Origin of the sequence: Pseudomonas nitroreducens TX1 (genome assembly GCF_000313755.1) — a bacterium.
GTDB lineage: Bacteria > Pseudomonadota > Gammaproteobacteria > Pseudomonadales > Pseudomonadaceae > Pseudomonas > Pseudomonas nitroreducens_A.
Genome location: NZ_AMZB01000138.1, coordinates 182739 through 205992 on the forward strand (window position 1 = coordinate 182739; position 23254 = coordinate 205992).

Sequence of the window (23254 nt, forward strand, 5' to 3'; positions counted from 1 at the left end):
TTGCGGTCAGCCGCGCACGATCAATGCGGCGTCGGCCTCGGCCTTCTCGGCCGCTTTTTCGCGGATCAGCCGTTCCAGCTCATCCACCAGGTTATCGTTCTGCAGCTTCTGCGCCGGCTTGCCGTCGATGTAGATCAGGTTGCTCGGCGTGCCGCCGGTGAGGCCGATGTGGGCCTCCTTGGCTTCGCCGGGGCCGTTGACCACGCAGCCGATCACGGCGACATCCAGCGGCACCAGCAGGTCCTCCAGGCGGCCTTCCAGCTCGTTCATGGTCTTCACCACATCGAAGTTCTGCCGCGAGCAGCTCGGGCAGGCGATGAAGTTGATGCCACGGGAGCGCAGGCGCAGCGACTTGAGGATGTCGAAGCCGACCTTGATCTCTTCCACCGGGTCAGCGGCGAGCGAGATGCGGATGGTGTCGCCAATCCCCTCGGCGAGCAGCATGCCCAGGCCGACCGCTGACTTCACGGTACCCGAACGCAGGCCACCGGCTTCGGTGATGCCCAGGTGCAGGGGTTGTTCGATTTGCTTGGCCAGCAGGCGGTAGGCAGCGACAGCCATGAACACGTCGGAGGCTTTCACGCTGACCTTGAAGTTCTGGAAGTCCAGGCGGTCGAGGTGATCGACGTGGCGCATGGCCGACTCCAGCAGTGCCTCAGGGGTTGGCTCGCCGTACTTCTTCTGCAGGTCCTTCTCCAGGGAACCGGCGTTGACGCCGATGCGGATCGGGATGTTGCGCTCGCGAGCGGCATCCACCACGGCCTTCACCCGGTCTTCGCGACCAATGTTGCCCGGGTTGATGCGCAGGCAGTCGACGCCCAGCTCGGCCACACGCAGGGCAATCTTGTAGTCGAAGTGGATATCGGCAACCAGCGGCACCTTGACCTGCTGCTTGATCTTGCCGAACGCCTCGGCGGCGTCCATGTCCGGCACGGAGACGCGGACGATGTCGGCGCCCGCGTCTTCCAGACGACGGATCTGCGCCACGGTGGCGGCCACATCGAGGGTATCGGTGTTGGTCATGCTCTGCACGGCGATGGGGGCATCCCCACCCACCGGCACGTTACCTACCCAGATCTTGCGGGACAGGCGACGTTTGATCGGAGACTCGCAATGCATCTTACTGTCCACCCAACTTCAGGCGAGCGGTGCCCCCGCGCGCCGGTGTGACTTCGACCGGCTGGCCGTTGTAGCTGACCTTGGCGCCCTGGGCGAAGCCCAGGCGCAGCTGAACCGGCGCCTTGGCAGCGACTTCCAGCGAATCACCCTTGCGCTTGAGGCCCTCGAGGATGACCTTGCCGTCGGCATCGGTCACCTGGGTCCAGCAATCGGCGGTGAACTGAACCTTGACCACGCCCTGGCCGGCGGCAGCGACCACCGGAGCGGCCGGTGCATCGGTCGCAGCGGCAGGGGCAGCCGGAGCGGCCGGGCTTGCGGGGGCAACGGGCGGCTGTGCTGCCGGTTGCTGGGCCGCGATAGCCGGTGCCGGAGCCGTAGCGGCAGAAGCAGGGGCGCCCGGAGCTGCAGGGACAGCGGCAACCGGCGGGGTGCCTTCTGCCGGAGCCTCGGCGCCACCGTTATCGCCAGCCGGCTCGTTCGGGATCGCCGGGGTATTGGCCTGGTCCTCGGCGACTGCCTGGTCTTCCGGCTCGTCGAGGGTGTGGATCTCGGTGGTGCCGTCGGCGCTCTCGACCTCGACGTGCTCCATGTTGAGGCTGCCGGTCTCGGCCGGGCGCGCGGAGCGCTCCTGCCACCAGAAGTAGCCGAAGCCGATCAGCACGGCCAGCAGGATCAGGCTGAACAGGCGCAGCAGGTTGCGCGACAGGCGCACCGGCTCGACCACGCGCCCCAGAGCCTGGACGTTGCTGCCGGTGGCGTCGGTACCGGTGTACTGGTCGAAGGCGGTGACCATCTGCGCCTGGTCCATGCCCAGCAGCTTGGCGTAGGCACGGATGTAGCCACGGGCAAAGGTGTGGCCCGGCAACTGTTCGAACGAACCCTGCTCCAGGGAGCGCAGGGCGTTCTCGGTCAGGTTCAGTTGGCCGGCGACCTGAGCGGTGCTCCAGCCCTTGTTTTCGCGCGCCTGGCGCAGTGTTTCGCCAGGGTTGGCGCGGGTCGTGCCGATGACATCGGGCTGCGACGTATTCATCATTTATCCGCCTGGTATGCCTGGTATTCAGGAGATGCGGGATACAGGCGCTTGAGTTGCAGCCCGTAGCTGGCAGCGGTATCCCGGTCGTCGAAAATCTTTGCCAGTCGAATCCCCAACAGCAGGCTGCGCGCGGTCTGCGGACCCTGCTTGAGGTATTCCTGATAGTAAGCGCGGGCGGGAACGTACTGACGATCCTGGTAATTCAGCTCAGCCAGTTCGATCAGCGCACTGGGCTGGTTGCGGTTCAGCCGGACGGCCTTCTCCAGGTATTCCTTGGCCTGGTCGCGTTGCTTGAGCTGAAGGCTGACCAGCCCGAGGTTCTCGAAAATACGCGAACGTTCGGGATACAGGCCATCCTCGGACGCCTTGAGGTAGACCTTGTAAGCCTCGTCATAGCGCTTCTGCTCGAACAGGAAGCCGCCATAGTTGTTCAGGATGCGCGCATCGTCGGAGCGGGCGGACAGCGCCTTGCGGTACTCCGTCTCGGCCAGCTTGGGCTCCATCTCTGCCTGGTAGACCACGGCCAGCGCAGCATGAGCGTCGGCGCTGGAGGGATCCATTTCCAGCGCCTGGCGCAGCGGTACCTTGGCCTGTTCGGCGTTGCCCGCGCGAAGGTAGCCGATACCGAGCTGGATATAGGCGTCGCGCGCCTCTTCCCGGCCCTTCTCGGTCTTCAGAGGATCCTGTTTACCAGTCGTCACGCAACCCGTCAGCACGGTTGCCAACAGTAAGCTCAGCGCGGCGCGCAGGGTCATCGGAATCCTCCCTAGTCAGTTTCGAGTGGCGTTGGTCGGGGCCTGTTCGGCGTCCGCAGCCAGTTGTCGTACAGCAATGTAGCGTTCGCTGCGGCGGGTGCGGTCCATCACCTGGCCTACCAGCTGACCACAGGCGGCGTCGATATCGTCGCCACGGGTGGTACGAACGGTCACGTTGAAGCCGCTCTTGTGCAGCATGTCCTGGAAACGGCGGATGGCATTGTTGCTCGGCCGCTCGTAACCGGAGTGCGGGAACGGATTAAACGGAATCAGGTTGATCTTGCAAGGGAAATCCTTGAGCAGTGCGATCAGTTGCTCAGCATGCTCGGGCTGGTCGTTGACGCCGGCCAGCAGGGTGTACTCGATCGTCAGCACGCGCTCCTTGCCCAGGCGCGTGATGTAGCGATAGCAGGAATCGAGCAGCATCTCGAGCGGGTACTTCTTGTTGATCGGTACCAGCTTGTTGCGCAGTTCGTCGCTGGGTGCGTGCAGCGACAGGGCGAGGGACACGTCGGTGACCTCGGCGAGCTTGTCGATCATCGGCACCACGCCCGAGGTGGACAGAGTCACCTTGCGCTTGGAAATACCGTAGCCGAGATCTTCCATCATGATGCTCATGGCGCTCACGACGTTGTCGAAGTTCAGCAGCGGCTCGCCCATGCCCATCATCACCACGTTGGTGATGGCACGGTCGATCTTGCCCGGGATGGTCCCGAATGACTGGTTGGCGATCCACACCTGGCCGATGATCTCGGCGGAGGTCAGGTCGCTGTTGAAGCCTTGCTTGCCGGTGGAGCAGAAGCTGCAGTCCAGCGCGCAACCGGCCTGCGACGACACGCACAGGGTACCGCGGCCGCCCTGCGGGATATACACGGTCTCGACGCAACTGCCCGAGGCCACGCGCACCACCCACTTGCGGGTACCGTCAGCGGAAATGTCCTGGCTGACGATCTCCGGAGGACGAATTTCGGCAACGGCCTCGAGCTTTTCGCGCAAGGCCTTGCCGACGTTCGTCATGGCGCTGAATTCCACAGCGCCAAAGTGGTGAATCCATTGCATCACCTGGCCGGCGCGGAAGCGCTTTTCACCGATGGACTCGAAGAATTCCTCGAGCTGGGGCTTGGTCATGCCCAGCAGGTTGGCCTTTACAGCGGTATCAGTCATGGATTCACCCTCGCTCATTCGCCGTTATCAGCGAATGCGCTCGCACACCTCGGTGCTGGAGAAGAAGTAAGCGATTTCGCGGGCAGCCGAAGCTTCCGAGTCGGAACCGTGTACGGCGTTCTCGTCGATGGAAACGGCGAAGTCGGCGCGGATGGTGCCGGCGTCGGCTTTCTTCGGATCGGTGGCGCCCATCAGTTCACGGTTGCGCAGGATGGCATCTTCGCCTTCCAGAACCTGAACAACGACCGGGCCGGAGGTCATGAAGGCAACCAGGTCCTTGAAGAAGGGGCGCTCTTTGTGCTCGGCGTAGAAACCGCCAGCTTCGCGCTCGGACAGCTGAACCATCTTGGAAGCGACGACGCGCAGGCCGGCTTTCTCGAAGCGGGTCAGGATTTCGCCGATGACGTTCTTGGAAACGGCGTCAGGCTTGATGATGGAGAAGGTACGTTGCAGGGCCATGGAAATAACTCCGAAAAGCAAGGTTGGTAATGCCAAGAAGCCCCTGGCGTGGCCAGGAGCTCCTGCGATTCTAGGGTTTGCCGCGCGCTGCGCCCGTGGGGCGGAAGCCGCGGAACCGGCCCGACTGCGACAGGGCCGGCGACTGGAAAATTCCCGCGGAGAAATTTTCGACAGCTCACCTAAAGATAAAACCCGCGAATTATACGCGGGTTCATGACAAATGGGTACGCGGCTCTGGTGAGCCGCCGCCTCAGTCGGCCTCTTCGATCCAGGCAGCCTGGATGGCTTCCAGAACCTTTTCCCCACCACGGGAAGGATCGTCGCTGAACTCCGGCAATGCCAGCACCCAGCGATGCAGATCGACGAAATTCACGTAGCGCGGATCCACGTCCGGCTTGGATTCGGCCAACTGGATGGCGATTTCGAGTACATCAACCCATTTCAGACTCATGCGAACACTCCGCCTCAGTGACCTTCAGACACCTGGTTGATGGTGTATTTCGGAATTTCCACCACCAGATCGGTCTCGCCGACCACCGCTTGGCAGGACAGCCGCGAATCCGGCTCCAGCCCCCAGGCCTTGTCCAGCATGTCGTCTTCCAGCTCGTCGGAGGCCTCCATGGAGTTGAAGCCTTCGCGGACGATCACGTGGCAGGTGGTGCAGGCACAGGACATCTCGCAGGCGTGTTCGATCTCGATGCCGTTGCGCAGCGCTGCCTTCATGATGGTTTCGCCCGGCTGGGCTTCGATCACCGCACCTTCAGGGCAGTGTTCGGCGTGGGGCAGAAAGACAATCTGCGGCATCTTCGCTTATTCCTCGATTTCATTGAGCCGGCGACCGGCCAGTGCGGCTTTGACGGTAGCGTCCATACGGCGCGCGGCAAAGGCGTCGGTCAGCTGGGACAGACGCTTGATCTGTAGTTCAATGGCAGCGGCATCGCTGCCGGTAGCCAGCTCGCGCAGCGAGTCCATGCCCGCATCGATGACCAGGCGCTCGTCGGCGTCGAGCAGGCGCTCGCCGTCAGCGTCCAGCGCAGACTGCACGGCCTCCAGCAGGCGCTGGGCCTCGACCTGCTGTTCACGCAGCGCGCGGGCAGCCATATCGTCACCGGCGTACTGGAAGGAATCCTGCAGCATGCGGGCGATTTCGCCGTCGGTCAGGCCGTAGGACGGCTTGACCTGGATGCTCGCCTCGACGCCGGAGGACAGCTCGCGGGCGGAAACACCCAGCAGGCCATCGGCGTCGACCTGGAAGCTGACGCGGATCTTCGCCGCGCCCGCCACCATTGGCGGAATGCCGCGCAACTCGAAGCGTGCCAGGGACCGGCAGTCCTTGACCAGCTCACGCTCGCCTTGCAGCACGTGAATCATCATGGCCGTCTGGCCATCCTTGTAGGTGGTGAATTCCTGGGCGCGGGCCACCGGAATGGTGGTGTTGCGCGGAATCACCTTCTCCATCAGCCCACCCATGGTTTCCAGGCCGAGCGACAGGGGAATGACATCCAGCAGCAGCAGCTCTTCACCGCGCTTGTTGCCGGCCAGGGCATCGGCCTGGATGGCGGCGCCGATGGCGACCACCTGGTCCGGGTCGATATCGGTCAGCGGCTCGCGACCGAACAGTTCGCCCACCAGTTCGCGCACACGCGGCACACGGGTGGAGCCGCCGACCATGACCACGGCACTGACCTCTTCGAGCTCAATGCCGGAATCACGCACGGCACGGCGGCAGGACTTGAGGCTGCGCTGGATCAGCGGGTCGATCAGGGAATCCATCTGCGCGCGGGTCAGCTCGCCAGACCAACTGCCGTAGGCGACGGCGACGCTGGCGCTATCGGTCAGGGCTTCCTTGGCGGCACAGGCAGTCTGCAGCAGGCGGCGCTGGGCGCCGGGATCGAGGTCGGCCGAGATACCGGCCTGCTCAATGACCCAGCCGGCGATGGCATGGTCGAAGTCGTCGCCGCCCAGGGCAGTGTCGCCACCGGTGGCCAGGACCTCGAAGACGCCACGGGTCAGGCGCAGGATGGAGATATCGAAGGTGCCGCCGCCCAGGTCGTAGATGGCAACCAGGCCTTCGGCGTTCTTGTCCAGGCCGTAGGCCACAGCAGCAGCGGTCGGCTCGTTGAGCAGGCGCAGCACATGCAGGCCAGCCAGACGCGCGGCGTCCTTGGTGGCCTGGCGCTGGGCGTCGTCGAAATAGGCCGGAACGGTGATCACCGCGCCGACGAGTTCGCCACCCAGCGTGGATTCGGCGCGTTGACGCAGGACACGGAGGATTTCGGCCGAGACCTCCACCGGGCTCTTGGCACCCTGGACGGTTTCGATGAAGGGCATGTGCGATTCGCCCTGGGTGAAGCGGTACGGCAATTGGCCGCCCAGTTGCTTCACGTCCTCCAGGCCGCGGCCCATGAAGCGCTTGACCGAGATAATGGAGTTCAGCGGGTCTTGCGAGGCGGTGGCACGGACGCTCTCACCCACCTCGATGCGATCGGCGTGGTAACGCACCGCCGAAGGCAGGATCACTTCGCCGCGATCGTCCGGCAACGGCGCCGCGACACCGCTGCGCACAGCAGCGACCAGGGAATTCGTGGTGCCCAGGTCGATCCCAACCGCCAGACGACGCTGGTGTGGCTGGGGACTTTGTCCGGGCTCGGCGATCTGCAGTAGGGCCATGCGGTTTCTAATCAGGCTATCGGGCGCGACTCGGGGCCACGCGGATTAATCGTCGAGTCGCTCTTCAAGCTGCCGCACTTCCTGCGCCAGCTTGTCGAGGAACTGCATGCGTCGCACCAGGCGTTCGGCCAGGTCGCGGCGGGCGGCATCATCCCAGCAGTCGGCAAAATCCGCTTCCAACTGTTGCTGGGCGGTTTTCAATTGACGCTTGAACTGCGCCACGCCTTCGAGATCGGCGCTGTCCTGCAGGTCTTCCAGGTCCTCGCGCAGCTGCATCTGCTGCAGAAGGAACTCCGGGTCCTGCACCGTGGCTTCCAGCGGCAACGCATCGCCGCGCAGGGCCAACAAGTACAGGGCACGACGCGGAGCACTCTTCAGCGTCTGGTAGGCATCGTTGAGTTCGGCGGCCTTGGCCTGCGCCAATCGCTGCTCGCGCTCGGAAGCATCGGCGAAACGGTCCGGATGGACGTTGCGCACCAGCTCCCGGTAGCGATTGCCGAGGACTTCCAGATCGATCAGGAAGCCGGGCTGCAGGTCGAACAGCGCGAAATGACAGGGACTACCCACGCCCGGCCTCAGACGTTGAAGCTTTCGCCGCAGCCACACTCACCGCGCACGTTCGGGTTGTTGAACTTGAAGCCCTCGTTGAGGCCTTCCTTGGTGAAGTCCAACTCGGTGCCGTCGAGGTAGACCAGGCTTTTCGGGTCGATGATGACCTTCACGCCGTGGCTCTCGAAGACCTGGTCCTCGGCTGCCAGCTCATCGACGAACTCCAGCACGTAGGCCAGACCGGAACACCCGGTGGTACGCACGCCAAGACGAATGCCCTCGCCCTTGCCGCGCCCTTCGAGGGAGCGGCGAACGTGGTTGGCGGCGGATTCGGTCATGCTGATGGCCATGGGAACTCCTTACTCAACGAATCGCTTCAGAGCAGACCTTTCTTCTGCTTGTAGTCGCGCACGGCCGCCTTGATGGCGTCCTCGGCGAGTACCGAGCAGTGGATCTTCACCGGCGGCAGGGCCAGTTCTTCGGCGATGGTGGTGTTCTTGATGGATTCGGCTTCGTCCAGGGTCTTGCCCTTCATCCACTCGGTGGCAAGGGAGCTGGAGGCGATGGCCGAACCGCAGCCGTAGGTCTTGAACTTGGCATCTTCGATGACGCCCTGCTCGTTGACCTTGATCTGCAGGCGCATCACGTCGCCGCAGGCCGGGGCACCGACCATGCCGGTGCCGACGTCCGGATCCTCGGCATTGAGCTTGCCGACGTTGCGCGGGTTTTCGTAGTGGTCGATGACCTTGTCACTGTAAGCCATGGCTAATCCTCACTTCTATGGGGCGGGTCAGTGGGCCTGCCATTCGACCTTGGACAGGTCGACACCCTCTTTGAACATATCCCACAGCGGCGAGAGCTCACGCAGCTTGGAAACGGCTTCCACCACCTTCTTGGCGGCGTAGTCGACCTCTTCTTCAGTGGTGAAGCGGCCGAAGCTGAAACGGATGGAACTGTGCGCCAGTTCGTCGTTGCGACCCAGGGCGCGGAGCACGTAGGACGGCTCCAGCGAGGCCGAGGTGCAGGCGGAACCGGACGAAACGGCCAGGTCCTTGAGCGACATCATCAGCGACTCGCCTTCGACATAGTTGAAGCTGACGTTGAGGATGTTCGGCGCGTAGGCAGTGGAGCTGCCATTGAGGTACAGCTCTTCCAGGCCCTGAACCTGATCGAAGAAGCGCTTGCGCAGGCCTTCGATGCGGGCCATTTCCTGGTGCATTTCTTCCTTGGCAATGCGGAAGGCTTCGCCCATGCCGACGATCTGGTGGGTCGCCAGGGTGCCCGAACGCATGCCGCGCTCGTGGCCGCCACCGTGCATCTGGGCTTCCAGGCGCACGCGCGGCTTGCGGCGCACGTACAGCGCACCCATGCCTTTGGGACCGTAGACCTTGTGGGCGGAGAAGGACATCAGGTCAACCTTGAGTTTCTCCAGGTCGATGTCCACCTTGCCGGCCGACTGAGCGGCATCGACATGCAGCAGGATGCCGCGCGAGCGGGTCAGCTCGCCGATGGCGGCGATGTCGTTGATGCTGCCGACTTCGTTGTTCACGTGCATGACCGAGACCAAAATGGTGTCGTCACGCAGCGCTGCCTCGACCATCGCCGGGGTGATGATGCCCTCGGGGGTCGGTTCCAGGTAGGTCACTTCGAAGCCTTCGCGCTCAAGCTGGCGGCAGGTGTCCAGGACCGCCTTGTGCTCGATCTTCGAGGTGACGATGTGCTTGCCCTTGGTCGCGTAGAAGTGCGCCACGCCCTTGATGGCGAGGTTGTCGGATTCGGTGGCACCGGAAGTCCAGACGATCTCGCGGGGGTCGGCATTGACCAGTTCGGCGACCTGGCGACGGGCATTCTCAGCCGCTTCCTCGGCCTTCCAGCCGAAGAGGTGGGAGCGCGAAGCCGGGTTGCCGAAGTTGCCGTCAACCAGCAGGCAGTCGGCCATTTTCTGAGCGACACGCGGATCCACCGGGGTGGTGGCGGAGTAGTCGAGGTAAATCGGCAATCTCATCAGGTAACTCCTACAGGCGGGCGTTCGCTCAATCGATGGCGGACGCTTCAATCTTGTCGAGGCGCAGCGGCTTGGTGCCCGAGCAGCGACGCTCGTCCTGGCGCTGGGCGACCTCTTGAACTTCGCGGCGCTCGACCAGGTCGGCCAGGCTGATGCCGCTGAGGAACTCGTGAATCTGCTGGCTGAGGTCGCACCACAGGTGGTGGGTCAGGCAGGTATCGCCGGAGTGGCAGTCGCCCTGACCCTGACAGCGGGTGGCATCGACCGACTCGTTGACCGCATCGATCACCTGGGCGACGTGGATACCGGTCATGTCGCGGGACAACTGGTAGCCGCCGCCCGGACCACGCACGCTGACCACCAGGTTGCCACGGCGCAACTTGGCGAACAGCTGTTCCAGGTAGGACAGGGAGATACCCTGGCGCTCGGAGATATCGGCGAGAGAAACCGGGCCACGCTGGGCGTGCAACGCCAGATCGAGCATGGCGGTGACGGCATAGCGGCCTTTGGTGGTCAATCGCATGGGGAAATCCGGAAGAATCGCTGGTATGGCGGGAGTATGCTCTTTTCCGACTATTTAAGTCAACTATAAGACCTATTACTTTAGTCGGAATTAGCCAGCGAACGGCGGCGTATTGTAGCAGCAATGCAAGGGCCGGCGCATCACTGCGCCGACTTGCTGCTCTCCTCGTCCTTGACTCCAGCGAAGTCCTCTTCCCGCAGAACCGGAAGATCTTTCGCACAGTAATCGCTACCCAGGGCTGTCAGAGCCTTGCACATACCCTCGAGACGACCATCGACCGCCTGCAAGTGGTCGAGCAATTGGCCAATGGCGCGGGCCACCGGGTCGGGCATGTCCTGACTGACGCCGTAGGCATCGAACCCGAGCTTCTCGGCCATGGCCTGGCGCTTGGCGGCCTGATCGGCATCGTCCTTGACAATGATCCGCCCGGGAATGCCCACGACGGTAGCGCCTGGCGGCACCTCCTTGGTCACCACGGCATTGGAGCCGACCTTGGCGCCGGCACCGACGGTGAACGGACCGAGCACCTTGGCGCCCGCTCCCACCACCACGCCATCGGCCAGGGACGGGTGGCGCTTGCCCTTGTTCCAGCTGGTGCCGCCCAGGGTCACGCCCTGGTAGATGGTTACGTCGTCGCCGATCTCGGCGGTCTCGCCGATGACGATGCCCAGGCCATGATCGATGAAGAAGCGGCGACCGATCTTCGCGCCCGGATGGATCTCGATGCCGGTCATCCAGCGACCGAAGTTCGACACCATGCGCGCCAGCCACTTCCAGCCGGACGTCCACAGACCATGGGCCAGGCGATGCAGCCAGACAGCGTGCAGCCCCGGGTAGCAGGTGAGCACCTCAAAAGCGTTGCGCGCCGCTGGATCACGATGGAATACGCTCTGGATATCTTCGCGTACACGCTCAAACATCTTCATCACTCCGCTTGGAAAGCTCCCCACGGGCAGCTTTCTGTGTCTCGGTGAGAATACCCCGCAGGATATTCATCTCCAGCTTGCTGACACCGGCGCGGCCATACAGGCGGCGCAGGCGCGACATCAGGTGGCGCGGCTTCTGCGGGTCAAGGAACTGGATGTCCACCAGGGTCGATTCCAGGTGCGCGTAGAAGCGCTCCAGTTCATCCGACGTCACCGGTACGCTGTTGAGCATCGCCGTGGACTCGACCTTCTCCTGCTTGGTCGGCTGCCCCTGAACGGCCAACCAGGCCATGCGCACCTCGTAGACCAGCACCTGCACTGCCGTCGCCAGGTTCAGCGAGCTGAACTCGGGATTGGCCGGGATATGCACGTGGAACTGACATCGCTGCAGCTCTTCGTTGGTCAGGCCGGCGTATTCGCGACCGAACACCAAAGCGACCTCGCCACCCTGCTGGACGTGCTCCAGGCTGGTGGTGGCGCATTCGCGAGGATCGAGCAGCGGCCAGGGGATGCGGCGATCGCGGGCGCTGGTGCCGAGCACCAGACTGCAGCCCGCCAGGGCATCCTCAAGGGTGGGAACGACCACGGCCGCGTCGAGAATGTCATCGGCACCGGAAGCACGCGCACGCGCCTCACCACTGGGGAAGTCCATCGGATCGACCAGCACCAGGCGCGACAAACCCATGTTCTTCATCGCACGGGCCGTACCGCCGATATTGCCGGGATGGCTGGTGTTGACCAGCACCACGCGAATTTTGTCGAGCAACGCGCGACTCCACACAAAAGCGAAAAAGGGAGGGAATCCTACCGCAGCAGTGGGTCTTGCGCCACGCAGGCGACAGGTCGCTCTATGAACGCTGGCGCTTTCTGCTAGAATGTCCGGCTTTCTTTAACGACCCAGGTGACCTCTCCATGCAGCCTATGCTGAATATCGCCCTGCGCGCCGCTCGCAGCGCCGGTGAACTGATCTTCCGCTCCATCGAACGCCTGGATACCCTGTCGGTCAACGAGAAAGAAGCCAACGACTACGTCACCGAAGTCGATCGCGCGGCCGAGCTCTCCATCGTCACCGCCCTGCGCAAGGCCTACCCGAACCACGGGATCATGGGCGAAGAGGGTGGCGTGCTGGAAGGCAGCGGCGAAGGCGCCGACTACCTGTGGATCATCGACCCGCTGGACGGCACCACCAACTTCATCCACGGCGTTCCGCACTACGCCGTCAGCATCGCCTGCAAGTACCGCGGCCGCCTCGAGCACGCCGTGGTCCTCGACCCGATCCGCCAGGAAGAATTCACCGCCAGCCGCGGCCGTGGCGCCGCGCTGAACGGACGCCGCCTGCGCGTCAGCAACCGCAAGAGCCTGGAAGGCGCCCTGCTCGGCACCGGCTTCCCGTTCCGCGACAGCCAAATGGACAACCTGGACGCCTACCTGGGCATGTTCCGCAGCCTGGTCGGCCAGACCGCCGGCATCCGCCGCGCCGGCGCCGCCAGCCTGGACCTGGCCTATGTCGCCGCCGGTCGTTACGACGCCTTCTGGGAATTCGGCCTGTCCGAGTGGGACATGGCAGCGGGTGCCCTGCTGATCCAGGAAGCAGGCGGCCTGGTGAGCGACTTCACCGGTGGTCACGAATTCCTCGAGAAGGGCCAGATCGTTGCCGGCAACACCAAGTGCTTCAAGGCCCTGCTGACCAGCATCCAGCCGCACCTGCCGGCCTCGCTCAAGCGCTGAGCCTGAGTGACGCAAGAAAAAAGCCCGGCAACGCCGGGTTTTTTGTGTCCGCGAGAAAGCACTTCCTGAAGGACCAAAGAAAAAGGCGCCCATCGGGCGCCCTTTTCGTTCCACACCTGGCGACTGCTTATTGCTGACCCAGGATCAGTCGGCCGCTCTTGTCGACCGGAATCTGCGAGCCCGGATCACGGTCCATGCGGACCTGGCCGGCCTTGCCATCGAGCAGGTATTTCACGTCGTAGCCGACGACCTTCTCACTGGTGTCGTTGACGGTGCTGCAGCGAGTTTCGGTGGTGGTGTAGGTGTCACGCTCCTGCATGCCTTCCTGCACCTTGTTGCCCGCGTAGCCGCCGCCGATGGCGCCCGCGACGGTAGCGATCTTCTTGCCGTTGCCGCCACCGATCTGGTTGCCCAGCAGGCCGCCAGCGATAGCGCCGATCGCCGTACCGGCGATCTGGTGGGTGTCCTTGACCGGACGCTGGTGGGTTACTGCCACGTCCTTGCAGACCTGGCGCGGATTCTTGATGGTTTCCTTGACCGGTTGAACGGCGAGCACCTCGGCGTATTGCGGCGCACGGTCCACCAGACTGTAGGTAGCCACGGCGCCACCGGCAGTCACGCCTACAGCGCCCAGCACGGTACCGATTAGCAACGACTTGTTCATAGGGTTCTCCTGGTCTTTCTTCTCATTCGGGCCTAGCCCTTTACCTTGCCTTGGAGCAGCTTTTTTGTCAGAAAGTTCCGGCCGCTTCGTGACACACCCCCTGCAAACGAAAACTCCCGCCGAGGCGGGAGTTTTCTCTGAAAGGCCGGAAACGCTCTATTACGGGCGCTCGTCGACTTCCTTGCTCGGCGGAGGAATCAGGTCCTCGCTGGACAGGTTCAGCCAGATCAGCACCACGTTGGCGATGTAGATCGACGAGTAGGTACCCGCCATCACGCCGACGAACAGGGCAATGGAGAAGCCGAACAGGTTGTCGCCGCCGAAGAACAGCAGAGCGGCGATGGCCAGCAGGGTCGACACCGAGGTGGCAATGGTCCGCAGCAGGGTCTGGCTGGTCGAGATGTTGATGTTCTCGATCAGGCTGGCCTTGCGCAGCACGCGGAAGTTCTCCCGCACCCGGTCGAAGATCACGATGGTGTCGTTCAGCGAATACCCCACAACCGCCAGCACCGCGGCGAGCACGGTCAGGTCGAAGGTGATCTGGAAGAACGACAGCACGCCCATCACGATGATCGCGTCGTGGATCAGCGAGAGGATGGCCCCCAGGGCGAACTTCCACTGGAAACGGAAGCCCACGTACAGCAGGATACCGCCCAGCGCCAGGAGCATGCCGAGGCCGCCCTGGTCGCGCAGCTCTTCACCCACCTGCGGGCCGACGTACTCGACGCCGTTCACCTTGGCCGGGTTGGATGCATCGGCCTGCTGCAGCGCCGTGGCGACCTTCTTGCCCAGCTCCGGATCTTCGCTGGGCATACGCACCAGCACGTCGCGGGTATCACCGAAGCTTTGAACCACAGCCTCGCTGTAACCGGCCGCGACCAGTTGCTCACGCACCTTGGAGAGGTCGGCAGGCTGCTCGTAGTTCAGCTTGATCGACGTACCGCCGGTAAAGTCCAGGCCGAAGTTGATGCCCTTGAAGACCCAACTGCCAAGGGCGATCAGGGTCAGGATCAGGGTCGCGGCGAACGCAATGTTGCGCACGCCCATGAAGTTGATAGTACCGATCTTGATATTCATGGCTGGCCCCTTAGATCCACAGCTTCTTAACGTCGCGGCCGCCGTAGATCAGGTTCACCATTGCACGGGTGACCAGAATGGCAGTGAACATCGAGGTGAGAATACCCAGGGACATGGTCACGGCGAAGCCCTTCACCGGGCCGGTGCCCATGGCGTAGAGGATGCCGCCGACCAGCAGCGAGGTCAGGTTGGCGTCGATGATCGCGGTGAAGGCACGATTGAAGCCCTCATGGATTGCCCGCTGCGTCGACATGCCCGCCGCCAGTTCCTCGCGTATCCGCGAGAAGATCAGCACGTTGGCGTCCACCGCCATACCCATGGTCAGCACGATACCCGCGATACCCGGCAGGGTCAGGGTCGCACCGAGGATCGACATCAGCGCTACCAGCATGACCATGTTGAAGCCCAGGGCCACGGTGGCGATCACGCCGAAGAAGCGGTAGATGACGATGATGAACAGGGAAACGAAGACCATGCCCCACAGGGAGGCGTCGATACCCTTGGCGATGTTGTCCGCACCCAGGCTCGGGCCGATGGTGCGCTCCTCGGCGAAGTACATCGGCGCAGCCAGGCCGCCAGCACGCAGCAGCAGGGCCAGTTCCGAGGACTCGCCCGGGGCGTCCAGGCCGGTGATACGGAACTGGTTGCCCAGCGGCGACTGGATGGTCGCCAGGCTGATGATCTGCTTCTCCTCCTTGAACGCAGGAACGGCGACTTCCTGCTCGACGCCGTCGACCACCTGCTTGGTGTAGCGGGTGATCGGCTTCTGCTCGATGAACACGACGGCCATGCTGCGGCCGACATTGTTGCGGGTTGCGCGGTTCATCAGCTCGCCGCCGTGGCCATCCAGGCGGATGTTCACCTGCGGACGGCCGTTTTCGTCGAAGCTGGCGCTGGCGTCGGTGACCTGGTCACCGGTGATGATCACGCCACGTTCCAGGGTCGCCGGCGGACGACGCGGCTCGCGGAACTCGAAAGTCTCGGTGGAGGACTTGATCGCGTCCGGCTCGGCGGCCAGGCGGAACTCCAGGTTGGCGGTCTTGCCGAGGATGCGCTTGGCTTCGGCGGTGTCCTGCACGCCCGGCAGTTCGACGACGATGCGGTTGGCGCCCTGACGCTGCACCAGCGGCTCGGACACGCCCAGCTCGTTCACCCGATTGCGGACGGTGGTCAGGTTCTGCTTGATCGAGTATTCACGGATTTCCGCCAGCTTGGTGGCGGTCATGGCCAGGCGCAGGACCTGCAGGCCATTGCGCTCGCTCTGGGTGGCTTCGAAATCGCGGAAATCCTTGGCGATGATCGACTTGGCCTTGTCCAGGTCGGCATCTTCGGTGAAGCCCAACTGGATACCACCGTCCTGCACGGGCAGGCTGCGGTAGCGCACGCGCTCTTTACGCAGGGCGCTCTTGATCTCGTTCTCGTAGACCTTCAGGCGAGCGTCAACAGCCTTGTCCATGTCCACTTCCAGCAGGAAGTGCACACCACCGGACAGGTCCAGGCCCAGCTTCATCGGGTGCGCGGCGATATTGCGCAGCCAGTTCGGAGTGGTCTGGGCCAGGTTCAGGGCGACGACGTAGTCGTCACCCAGCGCGCGGCGGACGATGTCCTTGGCCGGCAGCTGGTCTTCCTGCTTGGCCAGGCGGATCAGGCCGCTGTTCTTGCCCAGCGAGCCTGCCTTGACGGCGATGCCGGCATCGGCGAGCGCTTTGCTGGCCTTGTCGACGTCGGCCTGGGTGACCTGCAGCGCGGTGCTCGCGCCGCTGATCTGGACGGCCGGGTCGTCAGGATAGAGGTTGGGTGCGGAATAGATGAAACCGACGGCCAGGACCGCCAGGATCAGCAGATACTTCCACAGGGGATACTTGTTGAGCATGACACCGCCCGTTATGACGCGGGGCGCATCTTGCGCCCCGTCGGTTGGGTTTCTATGTGGAGAATCAGATCGCCTTCAGGGTGCCTTTCGGCAGGGTCGCGGCGATCGCGGCCTTCTGGAACTTCAGCTCGACGTTGTCGGAAACCTCGACGACGACGAAGTCCTCGGCGACCTTGGTCACCTTGCCGGCGATGCCGGCGGAAGTGACGACTTCATCGCCCTTCTGCAGGCCGGACAGCAGGTTCTTGTGCTCTTTCGAACGCTTGGCCTGGGGACGCCAGATCATCAGGTAGAAGATGACCAGGAAACCGACCAGGAAAATCCACTCGAAGCCGGTGCCGGCCGGGCCTGCAGCAGCGGCGGGAGCTGCGGCGTCAGCGTAGGCAGCGGGAATCAGAAAACTCATTGGAAACTCCTGTCTCAAAAGCTTTTTCGATAAGAAAGGTCAGTCCGCCAGCGGCGGCGTGGGAAGGCCGCGCTTGGCGTAGAAGGCGTCGACAAAGTTCGCCAATGTACCCTGTTGGATTGCCTCGCGCAAACCAGCCATAAGCCGCTGATAATGCCGCAAGTTATGGATGGTATTGAGCATGCTGCCGAGCATTTCGCCGCACTTGTCCAGGTGGTAGAGGTAGGCGCGGGAGAAGTGCTTGCAGGTGTAGCAATCGCAGGTCGGGTCCAGCGGCGATTCGTCATGTTTGTGAACCGCGTTACGGATCTTGATCACCCCGGTGTCAACGAAAAGGTGGCCATTGCGCGCATTGCGGGTGGGCATGACGCAGTCGAACATGTCGACGCCCCGGCGCACACCTTCCACGAGGTCCTCGGGTTTGCCCACACCCATCAGGTAACGAGGTTTGTCAGTGGGCATGTGCCGCGGCAGGAAGTCCAGCACGCGGATCATTTCTTCCTTGGGCTCGCCCACCGACAAGCCGCCGATGGCCAGGCCGTCGAAGCCGATCTCCTGCAGGCCTTCCAGCGAGCGCATGCGCAGCTCTTCATGCATGCCACCCTGGACGATACCGAACAGCGCGGACGGGCTATCACCGTGGGCGATCTTCGAGCGCTTGGCCCAGCGCAGCGACAGCTCCATGGAGCGTTTGGCCACGTCGAATTCGGCCGGGTACGGGGTGCACTCGTCGAAGATCATCACGATGTCAGAGCCCAGCGCACGCTGCACGGCCATGGACTCTTCCGGGCCCATGAAGACCTTGGCGCCATCTACCGGCGAGGCGAAGTACACGCCCTCCTCCTTGATCTTGCGCAGCGCGCCCAGGCTGAACACCTGGAAACCGCCCGAGTCGGTGAGGATCGGCCCCTTCCACTGCATGAAGTCATGCAGGTCGCCGTGCTTCTGGATCACCTCGGTGCCCGGGCGCTGCCACAGGTGGAAGGTATTGCCGAGGATGATCTGCGCGCCGATGCCCTCGATGTCGTGCGGAAGCATGCCCTTCACGGTGCCGTAGGTGCCCACCGGCATGAACGCCGGGGTTTCCACCACGCCGCGAGGGAAGGTCAGGCGACCGCGACGGGCCCTGCCCTCGGTGGCCAGCAGTTCGAATGTCATGAAACTCATGGATCAGTCCTCGGGGCCGCGCGGCGCGGGGTTGCGGGTAATGAACATCGCGTCGCCGTAGCTGAAGAAGCGATAGCCCTGCTCCACTGCCGCCGCATAGGCAGCCATGGTCTCCGGATAGCCGGCGAAGGCGGAGACCAGCATCAGCAGCGTGGACTCCGGCAGGTGGAAATTGGTGACCAGGGCATCGACCACGTGGAACGGCCGCCCGGGGAAAATGAAGATGTCGGTGTCGCCGCTGAACGGCTTGAGCACGCCGTCACGGGCGGCGCTTTCCAGCGAACGCACGCTGGTGGTGCCGACAGCGACCACACGCCCACCGCGCGCCCTGCAGGCGGCCACAGCGTCGACCACGTCCTGGCTGACCTCCAGCCACTCATTGTGCATGTGGTGGTCTTCGATGCGCTCCACGCGTACCGGCTGGAAGGTGCCGGCGCCGACGTGCAGGGTGACGAAGGCCGTTTCCACGCCCTTGGCGCGGATCGATTCCAGCAGCGCCTCGTCGAAATGCAGGCCGGCAGTCGGCGCGGCCACGGCGCCGGCGCGTTCTGCATAGACGGTCTGGTAACGCTCGCGGTCGGCGTCTTCGTCCGGACGGTCTATATAAGGCGGCAGCGGCATGTGGCCGACGCGTTCCAGCAGCGGCAGTACGTCCTCGCTGAAGCCCAGTTCGAACAGCGCGTCGTGGCGCTGCAGCATTTCCGCCTCGCCACCGCCGTCGATGAGGATCTTCGAACCCGGCTTGGGGGATTTGCTGGAGCGCACGTGGGCCAGCACGCGGTGGCTGTCCAGCACGCGCTCCACGAGGATTTCCAGCTTGCCGCCGGAGGCCTTCTGGCCGAACAGGCGGGCAGGGATCACCCGGGTGTTGTTGAACACCATCAGGTCACCCGGCTTGAGGAAGCCGAGGATGTCAGCGAATTGCCGATGGCTGAGCTCGCCGCTCGGACCGTCCAGCACCAGCAGACGGCTGGAGCGGCGCTCTGGAAGCGGATGGCGGGCGATCAGCGCCTCGGGCAGGTCGAAATGAAAGTCAGCGACACGCATGGCGAGAGCTATCTGGAAGGGGCGCACATCTTACTGGAATTGCCAATTTCTGACCAATCGAGCCGATTGACCGACGCCGAGCGCCTCCCTATACTGCCGCGCCATTGCCTCGGTGGCGGAATGGTAGACGCGGCGGATTCAAAATCCGTTTCTGGCGACAGAGTGAGAGTTCGAGTCTCTCCCGGGGCACCACCACATAGTTTCAGGACTTCCCAAGAAATCCCGAAACCCACGAAGAACCGGCCCTCTGGCCGGTTTTTTGTTGCCTGCGATTCCCAACCAAACCCTTGTAAGCCCATCGATTTGGGGGCATATATGGGGGAATCTGAGTTCGGTCACGGACGATTCCCCCAGAATGAGCGCAACCCTAGACGACTCGGGCCTCTCAGCCCTGCAGCCCAAAGACCGCCCCTACAAGATAAGTGCCGGCGCCGGCCTCTTCCTGGAGGTGGACCCCCACGGCTCGAAACTGTGGCGTCTCAAGTACCGGTTCGGCGGCAAGGAAAACAGGATCTCCCTGGGCGCCTTTCCGGCAGTCTCCTTGGAGCAGGCACGCCAGGCTCGCGATGAAGCTCGCACAATGCTGAAAGCCGGCACCGATCCGAGCGCAGTGCGGAAAGAGGCGAAGGCTGAGCAACAGAATCAGCGCGCAAGGGCGAAGGCCTTCCGCTTGGTGATGTCGCTGGATGGCGCACTCACCATCGAAACACCGGCGCAAATCCTCAATCTCAATCCAGCCCAGACGGCAGCCATCCGCGCCTTCCTTCACGCAGTCCCCACGGGAGGCTCCGATGCCTCTGACTGATAGCGCCATCAAGGCAGCCAAGCCGAAGGAAAAGCCGTACAAGCTCAGCGACGCTCAGGGCCTCTACCTGCTGATCAATCCCAACGGTTCGAAGCTGTGGCGGCTCAAGTACCGGGTGCGGGGAACTGAGAAAGGGCTGGCGCTCGGCACCTATCCAACGGTCACCCTGCTGCAGGCGCGCAAGAAGCGCGACGATGCACGTCAGCAACTAGCTGAGGGCAAAGACCCATCCCTAGAGCGAAAGGCGCAGAGAGAGGCCGAGATTATCGACAGCCTAACCTTTGAGGTAATAGCTCGCGAGTGGCATGAGTACCGTCGCCCGCGGTGGGCAAAATCCACAGCCGACAAAACCATGGCCTACCTTGAGTCGGATCTGATTCCGGCGCTCGGCAAGACACCATTCAAGGCAATCACCCGGCCGGACCTGGTGGCGCTGGTTCGAAGCATCGAGGCGCGCGGTGCATTCAACGTCGCCAAGAAGTCGCGTCAGTGGCTTAGCCAGATCTTCCGCTACGGGTTGGCCAAGGGAGTGATCGAGCTGAATCCCGCCACGGACCTGGACGTGGTCGCTGCTCATGCCCCTACGCTCAGGCATCACCCCCACGTTTCATTCCAGGAGCTTCCCCAGCTACTGCAGCGAATCGATGAGGCACGCATCAACTTGCTGACCAAGCACGCAATCCATTTGCTGGTGCTCACAGCAGTTCGACCTGGTGAACTCCGCATGGCGCCCTGGAGCGAGTTCGACCTGAAGAAGGCTACCTGGACGATCCCGAAGGAACGGATGAAGGCACGCCGCCCCCACATCGTCCCCCTCCCCCGCCAGGCTGTCGCCATCCTCAAGGAGCTCCACGAAGTCACCGGTGAATACGAGCTGGTCTTCGCCGGTAGGAACAACACCAAGCGCCCGATGAGCGAGAACACCATCAACAAGGCGCTGAGCGAAGCCGGGTACAAGGATCGGCAAACCGGCCACGGCTTCCGACACCTGCTCAGCACCGAGCTGAACAGCCGTGGCTACAACCGGGACTGGATCGAAAAGCAGCTGGCGCACGGTGACAAGGACGAGATGCGGGACACTTACAACCACGCAACCTACCTCGAGCAGCGACGCGAGATGATGCAGGCTTGGGCAGATTCATTGCACAGCACAGTTAGTGCGGACCGATCAGGAGACAGCGGAGCGTGAGTACATTTAACCGATCGATTTTGTTCTTACGCTTCGAGGAAGTCGTATGGCCCGGGGGAATTAGCAACATCCCGCCAGCGCTTGATGAGGCAGTAATTGAAGCGGTAGAGAGAGTGGCTCAGCGATTCGGCATTACGCTGGACGGTTCAGCAAAAAACTCAGAAGCCATTCAAGAAGCCGTGGAAGATAGCTTGATACCAATGCAGTACTTCTTGGATCGATCTACGTCGGCTCATCATTTTGCGAGAATCGCGGAAAAGGAAGGACGGTATTTCGCCGCAATTTCCGGAGAGATTTTCAGAGACCCAGAATTTGAAGAAGACGACCTCGCGGCGCTAGAAGCACTCGCTGTTTATCAACTGAGCGCCCTCGCGCATGCACATCAGAAGGGAAAACTGGATCTCGTCTTAGCGATATCAGCAGACCTCTTCGAAATAAATCTAAAAATCGGCCAAAAGCAGATATCGAAAGAGATCAGCAAGATGGCCTCTCAAAAAGCCAAGAAGCGCCATCAAGGGATGAACGCCCTCAAAGCAGAGATTCTCGCGGACTGGCAGGAGCACAAATTTGAGTACGAGAGCCGCTCGGACTACGCCAGGATCATGGGGGAGTTGAAAGGTATTAAGTACCGGACACTTTACGAATGGCTGGCCACCTATGAGCGCCAGCTTCAGGAAATGCACAATCAGCCGTGACATTTACAGTCTGCCAGCAGACTGTACAGCCAGCAGGCACGGTGTACAGTCTGCAAGCAGAGCGGTCTACCGTCACGCTATAGCTGCCGCCTATTTTGCCTCCGTCGTTACTCACAACGCTCTAGGAGGCACAATTAATGACCAGCACCTTCAACCCTTCCCGTAGCGGCTCTAAACCCACGAACCGCTTCATCAAACTGGCGTCCGTCAAATCCCTTACCACTCTCTCGACCTCTGAAATCTACCGTCGGATCGGCGCTGGAAAATTCCCCCAACAGATCATGCTCGGCCCCAAGTCCGCGGTGTGGATCGAGGGCGAAGTCATCCAGTGGTGCGAGGCACGCATCGCGGAAAGCCGCGGGGAGGCTGTCTAAATGCAGACCTCCGACAGCGCGACCGAAGCGCAACGCGCTCGCCTCTTGGCTCGGGTCCAGGAAAGCCCCATCGACACCTTGAGCGCGCGAACCGAACTCAACATCCTCCATCCCGCTGCGCGCATCCAGGAGCTCCGCGACCGCGGCTATCCGATCAAGACCCACCTGATCACCAAGACCGACGAGCACGGCCGCAAGCATCAGCGAGTAGCGCTGTACTACATCGGCATCCTGCCCCAGGACGAAGGGAGGGCGGTCGCATGATCGCTCGGATCATCCCCGCGGAATTTGAAGGCCAGGCCGTCAGCTTCACCTCGGATGGCTGGATCAACGCCACTACCGCGGCCTCGCTGTTTGGCCAAGAACCCAGAGACTGGCTACGCCTTCATGAGACTGAAGCGTATGCACGCGCACTCGCCAAGCGCCTGAGCATTCCTTTTGAGCCCCGGCTAATCAAGAGGCGATCCAGCTCGAAAGTCTCCGGCGGCAATTCGGGTTTCCGCCCCGAATTGAGCAACTGCGCGGGGTTGGTTATCACCAAACGGGGATCGACCAACAATGGTGGCGGGACGTGGCTCCACCCGAAACTGGCCGTCGCCTTCGCACGCTGGCTCTCGCCTGATTTCGCCGTCTGGTGCGACATGCAGATGGACGCTCTTCTGCGAAGCGACAACTCCAAATGGGAGCAGGTACGTCAGCAATCCGCCACAAGCTACCGCGGCATGTGCGCCGCTCTCGCAGTAACCCTGGAGGCAGCGGGCCGACAACCGAAGGCACACCACTTCATGAACGAGGCCAGACTGATCAACGAAGTTGTGGCCGGCGTGTTCTCGGGGCGTGATCGAGACCAACTGAGCGAAGGCGAGCTGGCGCTGATCACTCTGATGGAGGTGCGCAACGTCCTGCTCCTGGGCCAAGGCAAGACCTACCAGGAACGCAAGGACGGGCTGCTGTCCTATGTCGCGACGATTCGGGGCGCTCGCCTCGAAGGAGCGGCGTAATGGACGCCCTTGCACTCACCTCCCT

The 23254-nt window shown here is 62.7% G+C and carries 28 protein-coding genes and 1 tRNA gene; 8 read left to right on the forward strand and 21 right to left on the reverse strand.

The window, feature by feature from the left end; translation table 11 throughout:
* Nucleotides 1-6 precede the first annotated feature (6 nt).
* The 15 genes from ispG to trmJ all read right to left on the reverse strand — a co-directional run bounded on the left by ispG (nt 7) and on the right by trmJ (nt 11969).
* Complete coding sequence (gene ispG / locus C167_RS0131410) at nt 7-1119, reverse strand: flavodoxin-dependent (E)-4-hydroxy-3-methylbut-2-enyl-diphosphate synthase (RefSeq protein ID WP_017522283.1); 1113 nt, start codon at nt 1117-1119, stop codon at nt 7-9.
* Nucleotide 1120: 1 nt separating this feature from the next.
* Complete coding sequence (locus C167_RS0131415; protein WP_026079406.1) at nt 1121-2152, reverse strand: helix-turn-helix domain-containing protein; 1032 nt, start codon at nt 2150-2152, stop codon at nt 1121-1123.
* Nucleotides 2149-2907 (reverse strand): type IV pilus biogenesis/stability protein PilW, encoded by a 759-nt coding sequence (gene pilW / locus C167_RS0131420; RefSeq protein WP_017522285.1) that lies wholly within the window; start codon nt 2905-2907, stop codon nt 2149-2151. Before pilW ends, C167_RS0131415 begins: the two co-directional genes overlap by 4 nt.
* Nucleotides 2908-2922: 15 nt before the next feature.
* On the reverse strand, nt 2923-4071 hold the full coding sequence (gene rlmN / locus C167_RS0131425) for a 23S rRNA (adenine(2503)-C(2))-methyltransferase RlmN (RefSeq protein ID WP_017522286.1): 1149 nt from the start codon (nt 4069-4071) through the stop codon (nt 2923-2925).
* A gap of 27 nt (nt 4072-4098) precedes the next feature.
* Nucleotides 4099-4530, reverse strand: coding sequence for a nucleoside-diphosphate kinase (gene ndk / locus C167_RS0131430; RefSeq protein WP_017522287.1), 432 nt, complete (start codon nt 4528-4530; stop codon nt 4099-4101).
* 250 nt (nt 4531-4780) lie between these two features.
* Entirely contained in the window at nt 4781-4981 is a 201-nt protein-coding gene (gene iscX, locus C167_RS0131435; RefSeq protein WP_017522288.1) for a Fe-S cluster assembly protein IscX, read from the reverse strand.
* 14 nt (nt 4982-4995) lie between these two features.
* Nucleotides 4996-5334 carry an ISC system 2Fe-2S type ferredoxin gene (fdx, locus tag C167_RS0131440; RefSeq protein ID WP_017522289.1) on the reverse strand — a complete coding sequence of 113 codons (339 nt, stop codon included), beginning with the start codon at nt 5332-5334 and terminating at the stop codon, nt 4996-4998.
* A 6-nt stretch (nt 5335-5340) separates the two neighbouring features.
* A complete protein-coding gene (gene hscA, locus C167_RS0131445) occupies nt 5341-7200 on the reverse strand; it encodes a Fe-S protein assembly chaperone HscA (protein WP_017522290.1) in 1860 nt (619 codons plus the stop codon).
* Between the two features lie 45 nt (nt 7201-7245).
* Nucleotides 7246-7767, reverse strand: a complete 522-nt coding sequence (hscB, locus tag C167_RS0131450; protein ID WP_017522291.1) for a co-chaperone HscB — start codon at nt 7765-7767, stop codon at nt 7246-7248.
* Between the two features lie 8 nt (nt 7768-7775).
* Nucleotides 7776-8099 carry an iron-sulfur cluster assembly protein IscA gene (gene iscA / locus C167_RS0131455; protein ID WP_017522292.1) on the reverse strand — a complete coding sequence of 108 codons (324 nt, stop codon included), beginning with the start codon at nt 8097-8099 and terminating at the stop codon, nt 7776-7778.
* A 26-nt stretch (nt 8100-8125) separates the two neighbouring features.
* Nucleotides 8126-8512, reverse strand: a complete 387-nt coding sequence (gene iscU / locus C167_RS0131460; RefSeq protein WP_015478505.1) for a Fe-S cluster assembly scaffold IscU — start codon at nt 8510-8512, stop codon at nt 8126-8128.
* A gap of 27 nt (nt 8513-8539) precedes the next feature.
* Nucleotides 8540-9754, reverse strand: a complete 1215-nt coding sequence (locus tag C167_RS0131465; RefSeq protein ID WP_017522293.1) for an IscS subfamily cysteine desulfurase — start codon at nt 9752-9754, stop codon at nt 8540-8542.
* Nucleotides 9755-9782: 28 nt separating this feature from the next.
* The gene (iscR, locus tag C167_RS0131470) at nt 9783-10277 is read right to left on the reverse strand and encodes a Fe-S cluster assembly transcriptional regulator IscR (protein WP_017522294.1); all 495 of its coding nucleotides are present in this window, start codon (nt 10275-10277) and stop codon (nt 9783-9785) included.
* A 140-nt stretch (nt 10278-10417) separates the two neighbouring features.
* On the reverse strand, nt 10418-11197 hold the full coding sequence (gene cysE / locus C167_RS0131475; RefSeq protein WP_017522295.1) for a serine O-acetyltransferase: 780 nt from the start codon (nt 11195-11197) through the stop codon (nt 10418-10420).
* Entirely contained in the window at nt 11190-11969 is a 780-nt protein-coding gene (gene trmJ / locus C167_RS0131480) for a tRNA (cytosine(32)/uridine(32)-2'-O)-methyltransferase TrmJ (RefSeq protein ID WP_017522296.1), read from the reverse strand. The genes cysE and trmJ overlap by 8 nt, the downstream gene beginning before the upstream one ends.
* A gap of 146 nt (nt 11970-12115) precedes the next feature.
* Between trmJ and suhB the strand changes: the two genes are divergently transcribed.
* A complete protein-coding gene (gene suhB, locus C167_RS0131485) occupies nt 12116-12931 on the forward strand; it encodes an inositol-phosphate phosphatase (RefSeq protein WP_017522297.1) in 816 nt (271 codons plus the stop codon).
* A gap of 127 nt (nt 12932-13058) precedes the next feature.
* Here suhB and C167_RS0131490 read toward each other — a convergent pair whose 3' ends face one another.
* From C167_RS0131490 to queA, 6 genes are all read right to left on the reverse strand, one after another.
* Complete coding sequence (locus C167_RS0131490) at nt 13059-13595, reverse strand: glycine zipper 2TM domain-containing protein (protein WP_017522298.1); 537 nt, start codon at nt 13593-13595, stop codon at nt 13059-13061.
* A gap of 159 nt (nt 13596-13754) precedes the next feature.
* Nucleotides 13755-14672 carry a protein translocase subunit SecF gene (secF, locus tag C167_RS0131495; RefSeq protein ID WP_017522299.1) on the reverse strand — a complete coding sequence of 306 codons (918 nt, stop codon included), beginning with the start codon at nt 14670-14672 and terminating at the stop codon, nt 13755-13757.
* A 10-nt stretch (nt 14673-14682) separates the two neighbouring features.
* Nucleotides 14683-16545, reverse strand: a complete 1863-nt coding sequence (gene secD / locus C167_RS0131500; RefSeq protein WP_017522300.1) for a protein translocase subunit SecD — start codon at nt 16543-16545, stop codon at nt 14683-14685.
* A gap of 64 nt (nt 16546-16609) precedes the next feature.
* Nucleotides 16610-16951 (reverse strand): preprotein translocase subunit YajC, encoded by a 342-nt coding sequence (gene yajC / locus C167_RS0131505; RefSeq protein ID WP_017522301.1) that lies wholly within the window; start codon nt 16949-16951, stop codon nt 16610-16612.
* 39 nt (nt 16952-16990) lie between these two features.
* Complete coding sequence (gene tgt / locus C167_RS0131510; protein ID WP_085988886.1) at nt 16991-18109, reverse strand: tRNA guanosine(34) transglycosylase Tgt; 1119 nt, start codon at nt 18107-18109, stop codon at nt 16991-16993.
* A 12-nt stretch (nt 18110-18121) separates the two neighbouring features.
* Nucleotides 18122-19165 carry a tRNA preQ1(34) S-adenosylmethionine ribosyltransferase-isomerase QueA gene (gene queA, locus C167_RS0131515; RefSeq protein ID WP_017522303.1) on the reverse strand — a complete coding sequence of 348 codons (1044 nt, stop codon included), beginning with the start codon at nt 19163-19165 and terminating at the stop codon, nt 18122-18124.
* A gap of 106 nt (nt 19166-19271) precedes the next feature.
* On the opposite strand from queA, the gene C167_RS0131520 reads away from it, so the two are divergent.
* The 7 genes from C167_RS0131520 (at nt 19272) to C167_RS0131550 (ending at nt 23229) form a co-directional block, all read left to right on the forward strand.
* Nucleotides 19272-19357: transfer RNA gene (locus C167_RS0131520), tRNA-Leu, on the forward strand.
* A gap of 163 nt (nt 19358-19520) precedes the next feature.
* On the forward strand, nt 19521-19970 hold the full coding sequence (locus C167_RS0131525; RefSeq protein ID WP_026079407.1) for an Arm DNA-binding domain-containing protein: 450 nt from the start codon (nt 19521-19523) through the stop codon (nt 19968-19970).
* Nucleotides 19957-21159, forward strand: a complete 1203-nt coding sequence (locus C167_RS33155) for a tyrosine-type recombinase/integrase (RefSeq protein WP_037006421.1) — start codon at nt 19957-19959, stop codon at nt 21157-21159. The genes C167_RS0131525 and C167_RS33155 overlap by 14 nt, the downstream gene beginning before the upstream one ends.
* The gene (locus C167_RS0131535) at nt 21156-21854 is read left to right on the forward strand and encodes a hypothetical protein (RefSeq protein WP_017522306.1); all 699 of its coding nucleotides are present in this window, start codon (nt 21156-21158) and stop codon (nt 21852-21854) included. Before C167_RS33155 ends, C167_RS0131535 begins: the two co-directional genes overlap by 4 nt.
* Before the next feature lie 137 nt (nt 21855-21991).
* Nucleotides 21992-22228 carry a helix-turn-helix transcriptional regulator gene (locus C167_RS0131540; protein ID WP_017522307.1) on the forward strand — a complete coding sequence of 79 codons (237 nt, stop codon included), beginning with the start codon at nt 21992-21994 and terminating at the stop codon, nt 22226-22228.
* Nucleotides 22229-22492, forward strand: coding sequence for a helix-turn-helix domain-containing protein (locus C167_RS33160; protein ID WP_017522308.1), 264 nt, complete (start codon nt 22229-22231; stop codon nt 22490-22492).
* Nucleotides 22489-23229, forward strand: coding sequence for a KilA-N domain-containing protein (locus C167_RS0131550; RefSeq protein ID WP_017522309.1), 741 nt, complete (start codon nt 22489-22491; stop codon nt 23227-23229). Before C167_RS33160 ends, C167_RS0131550 begins: the two co-directional genes overlap by 4 nt.
* Nucleotides 23230-23254: the final 25 nt, after the last annotated feature.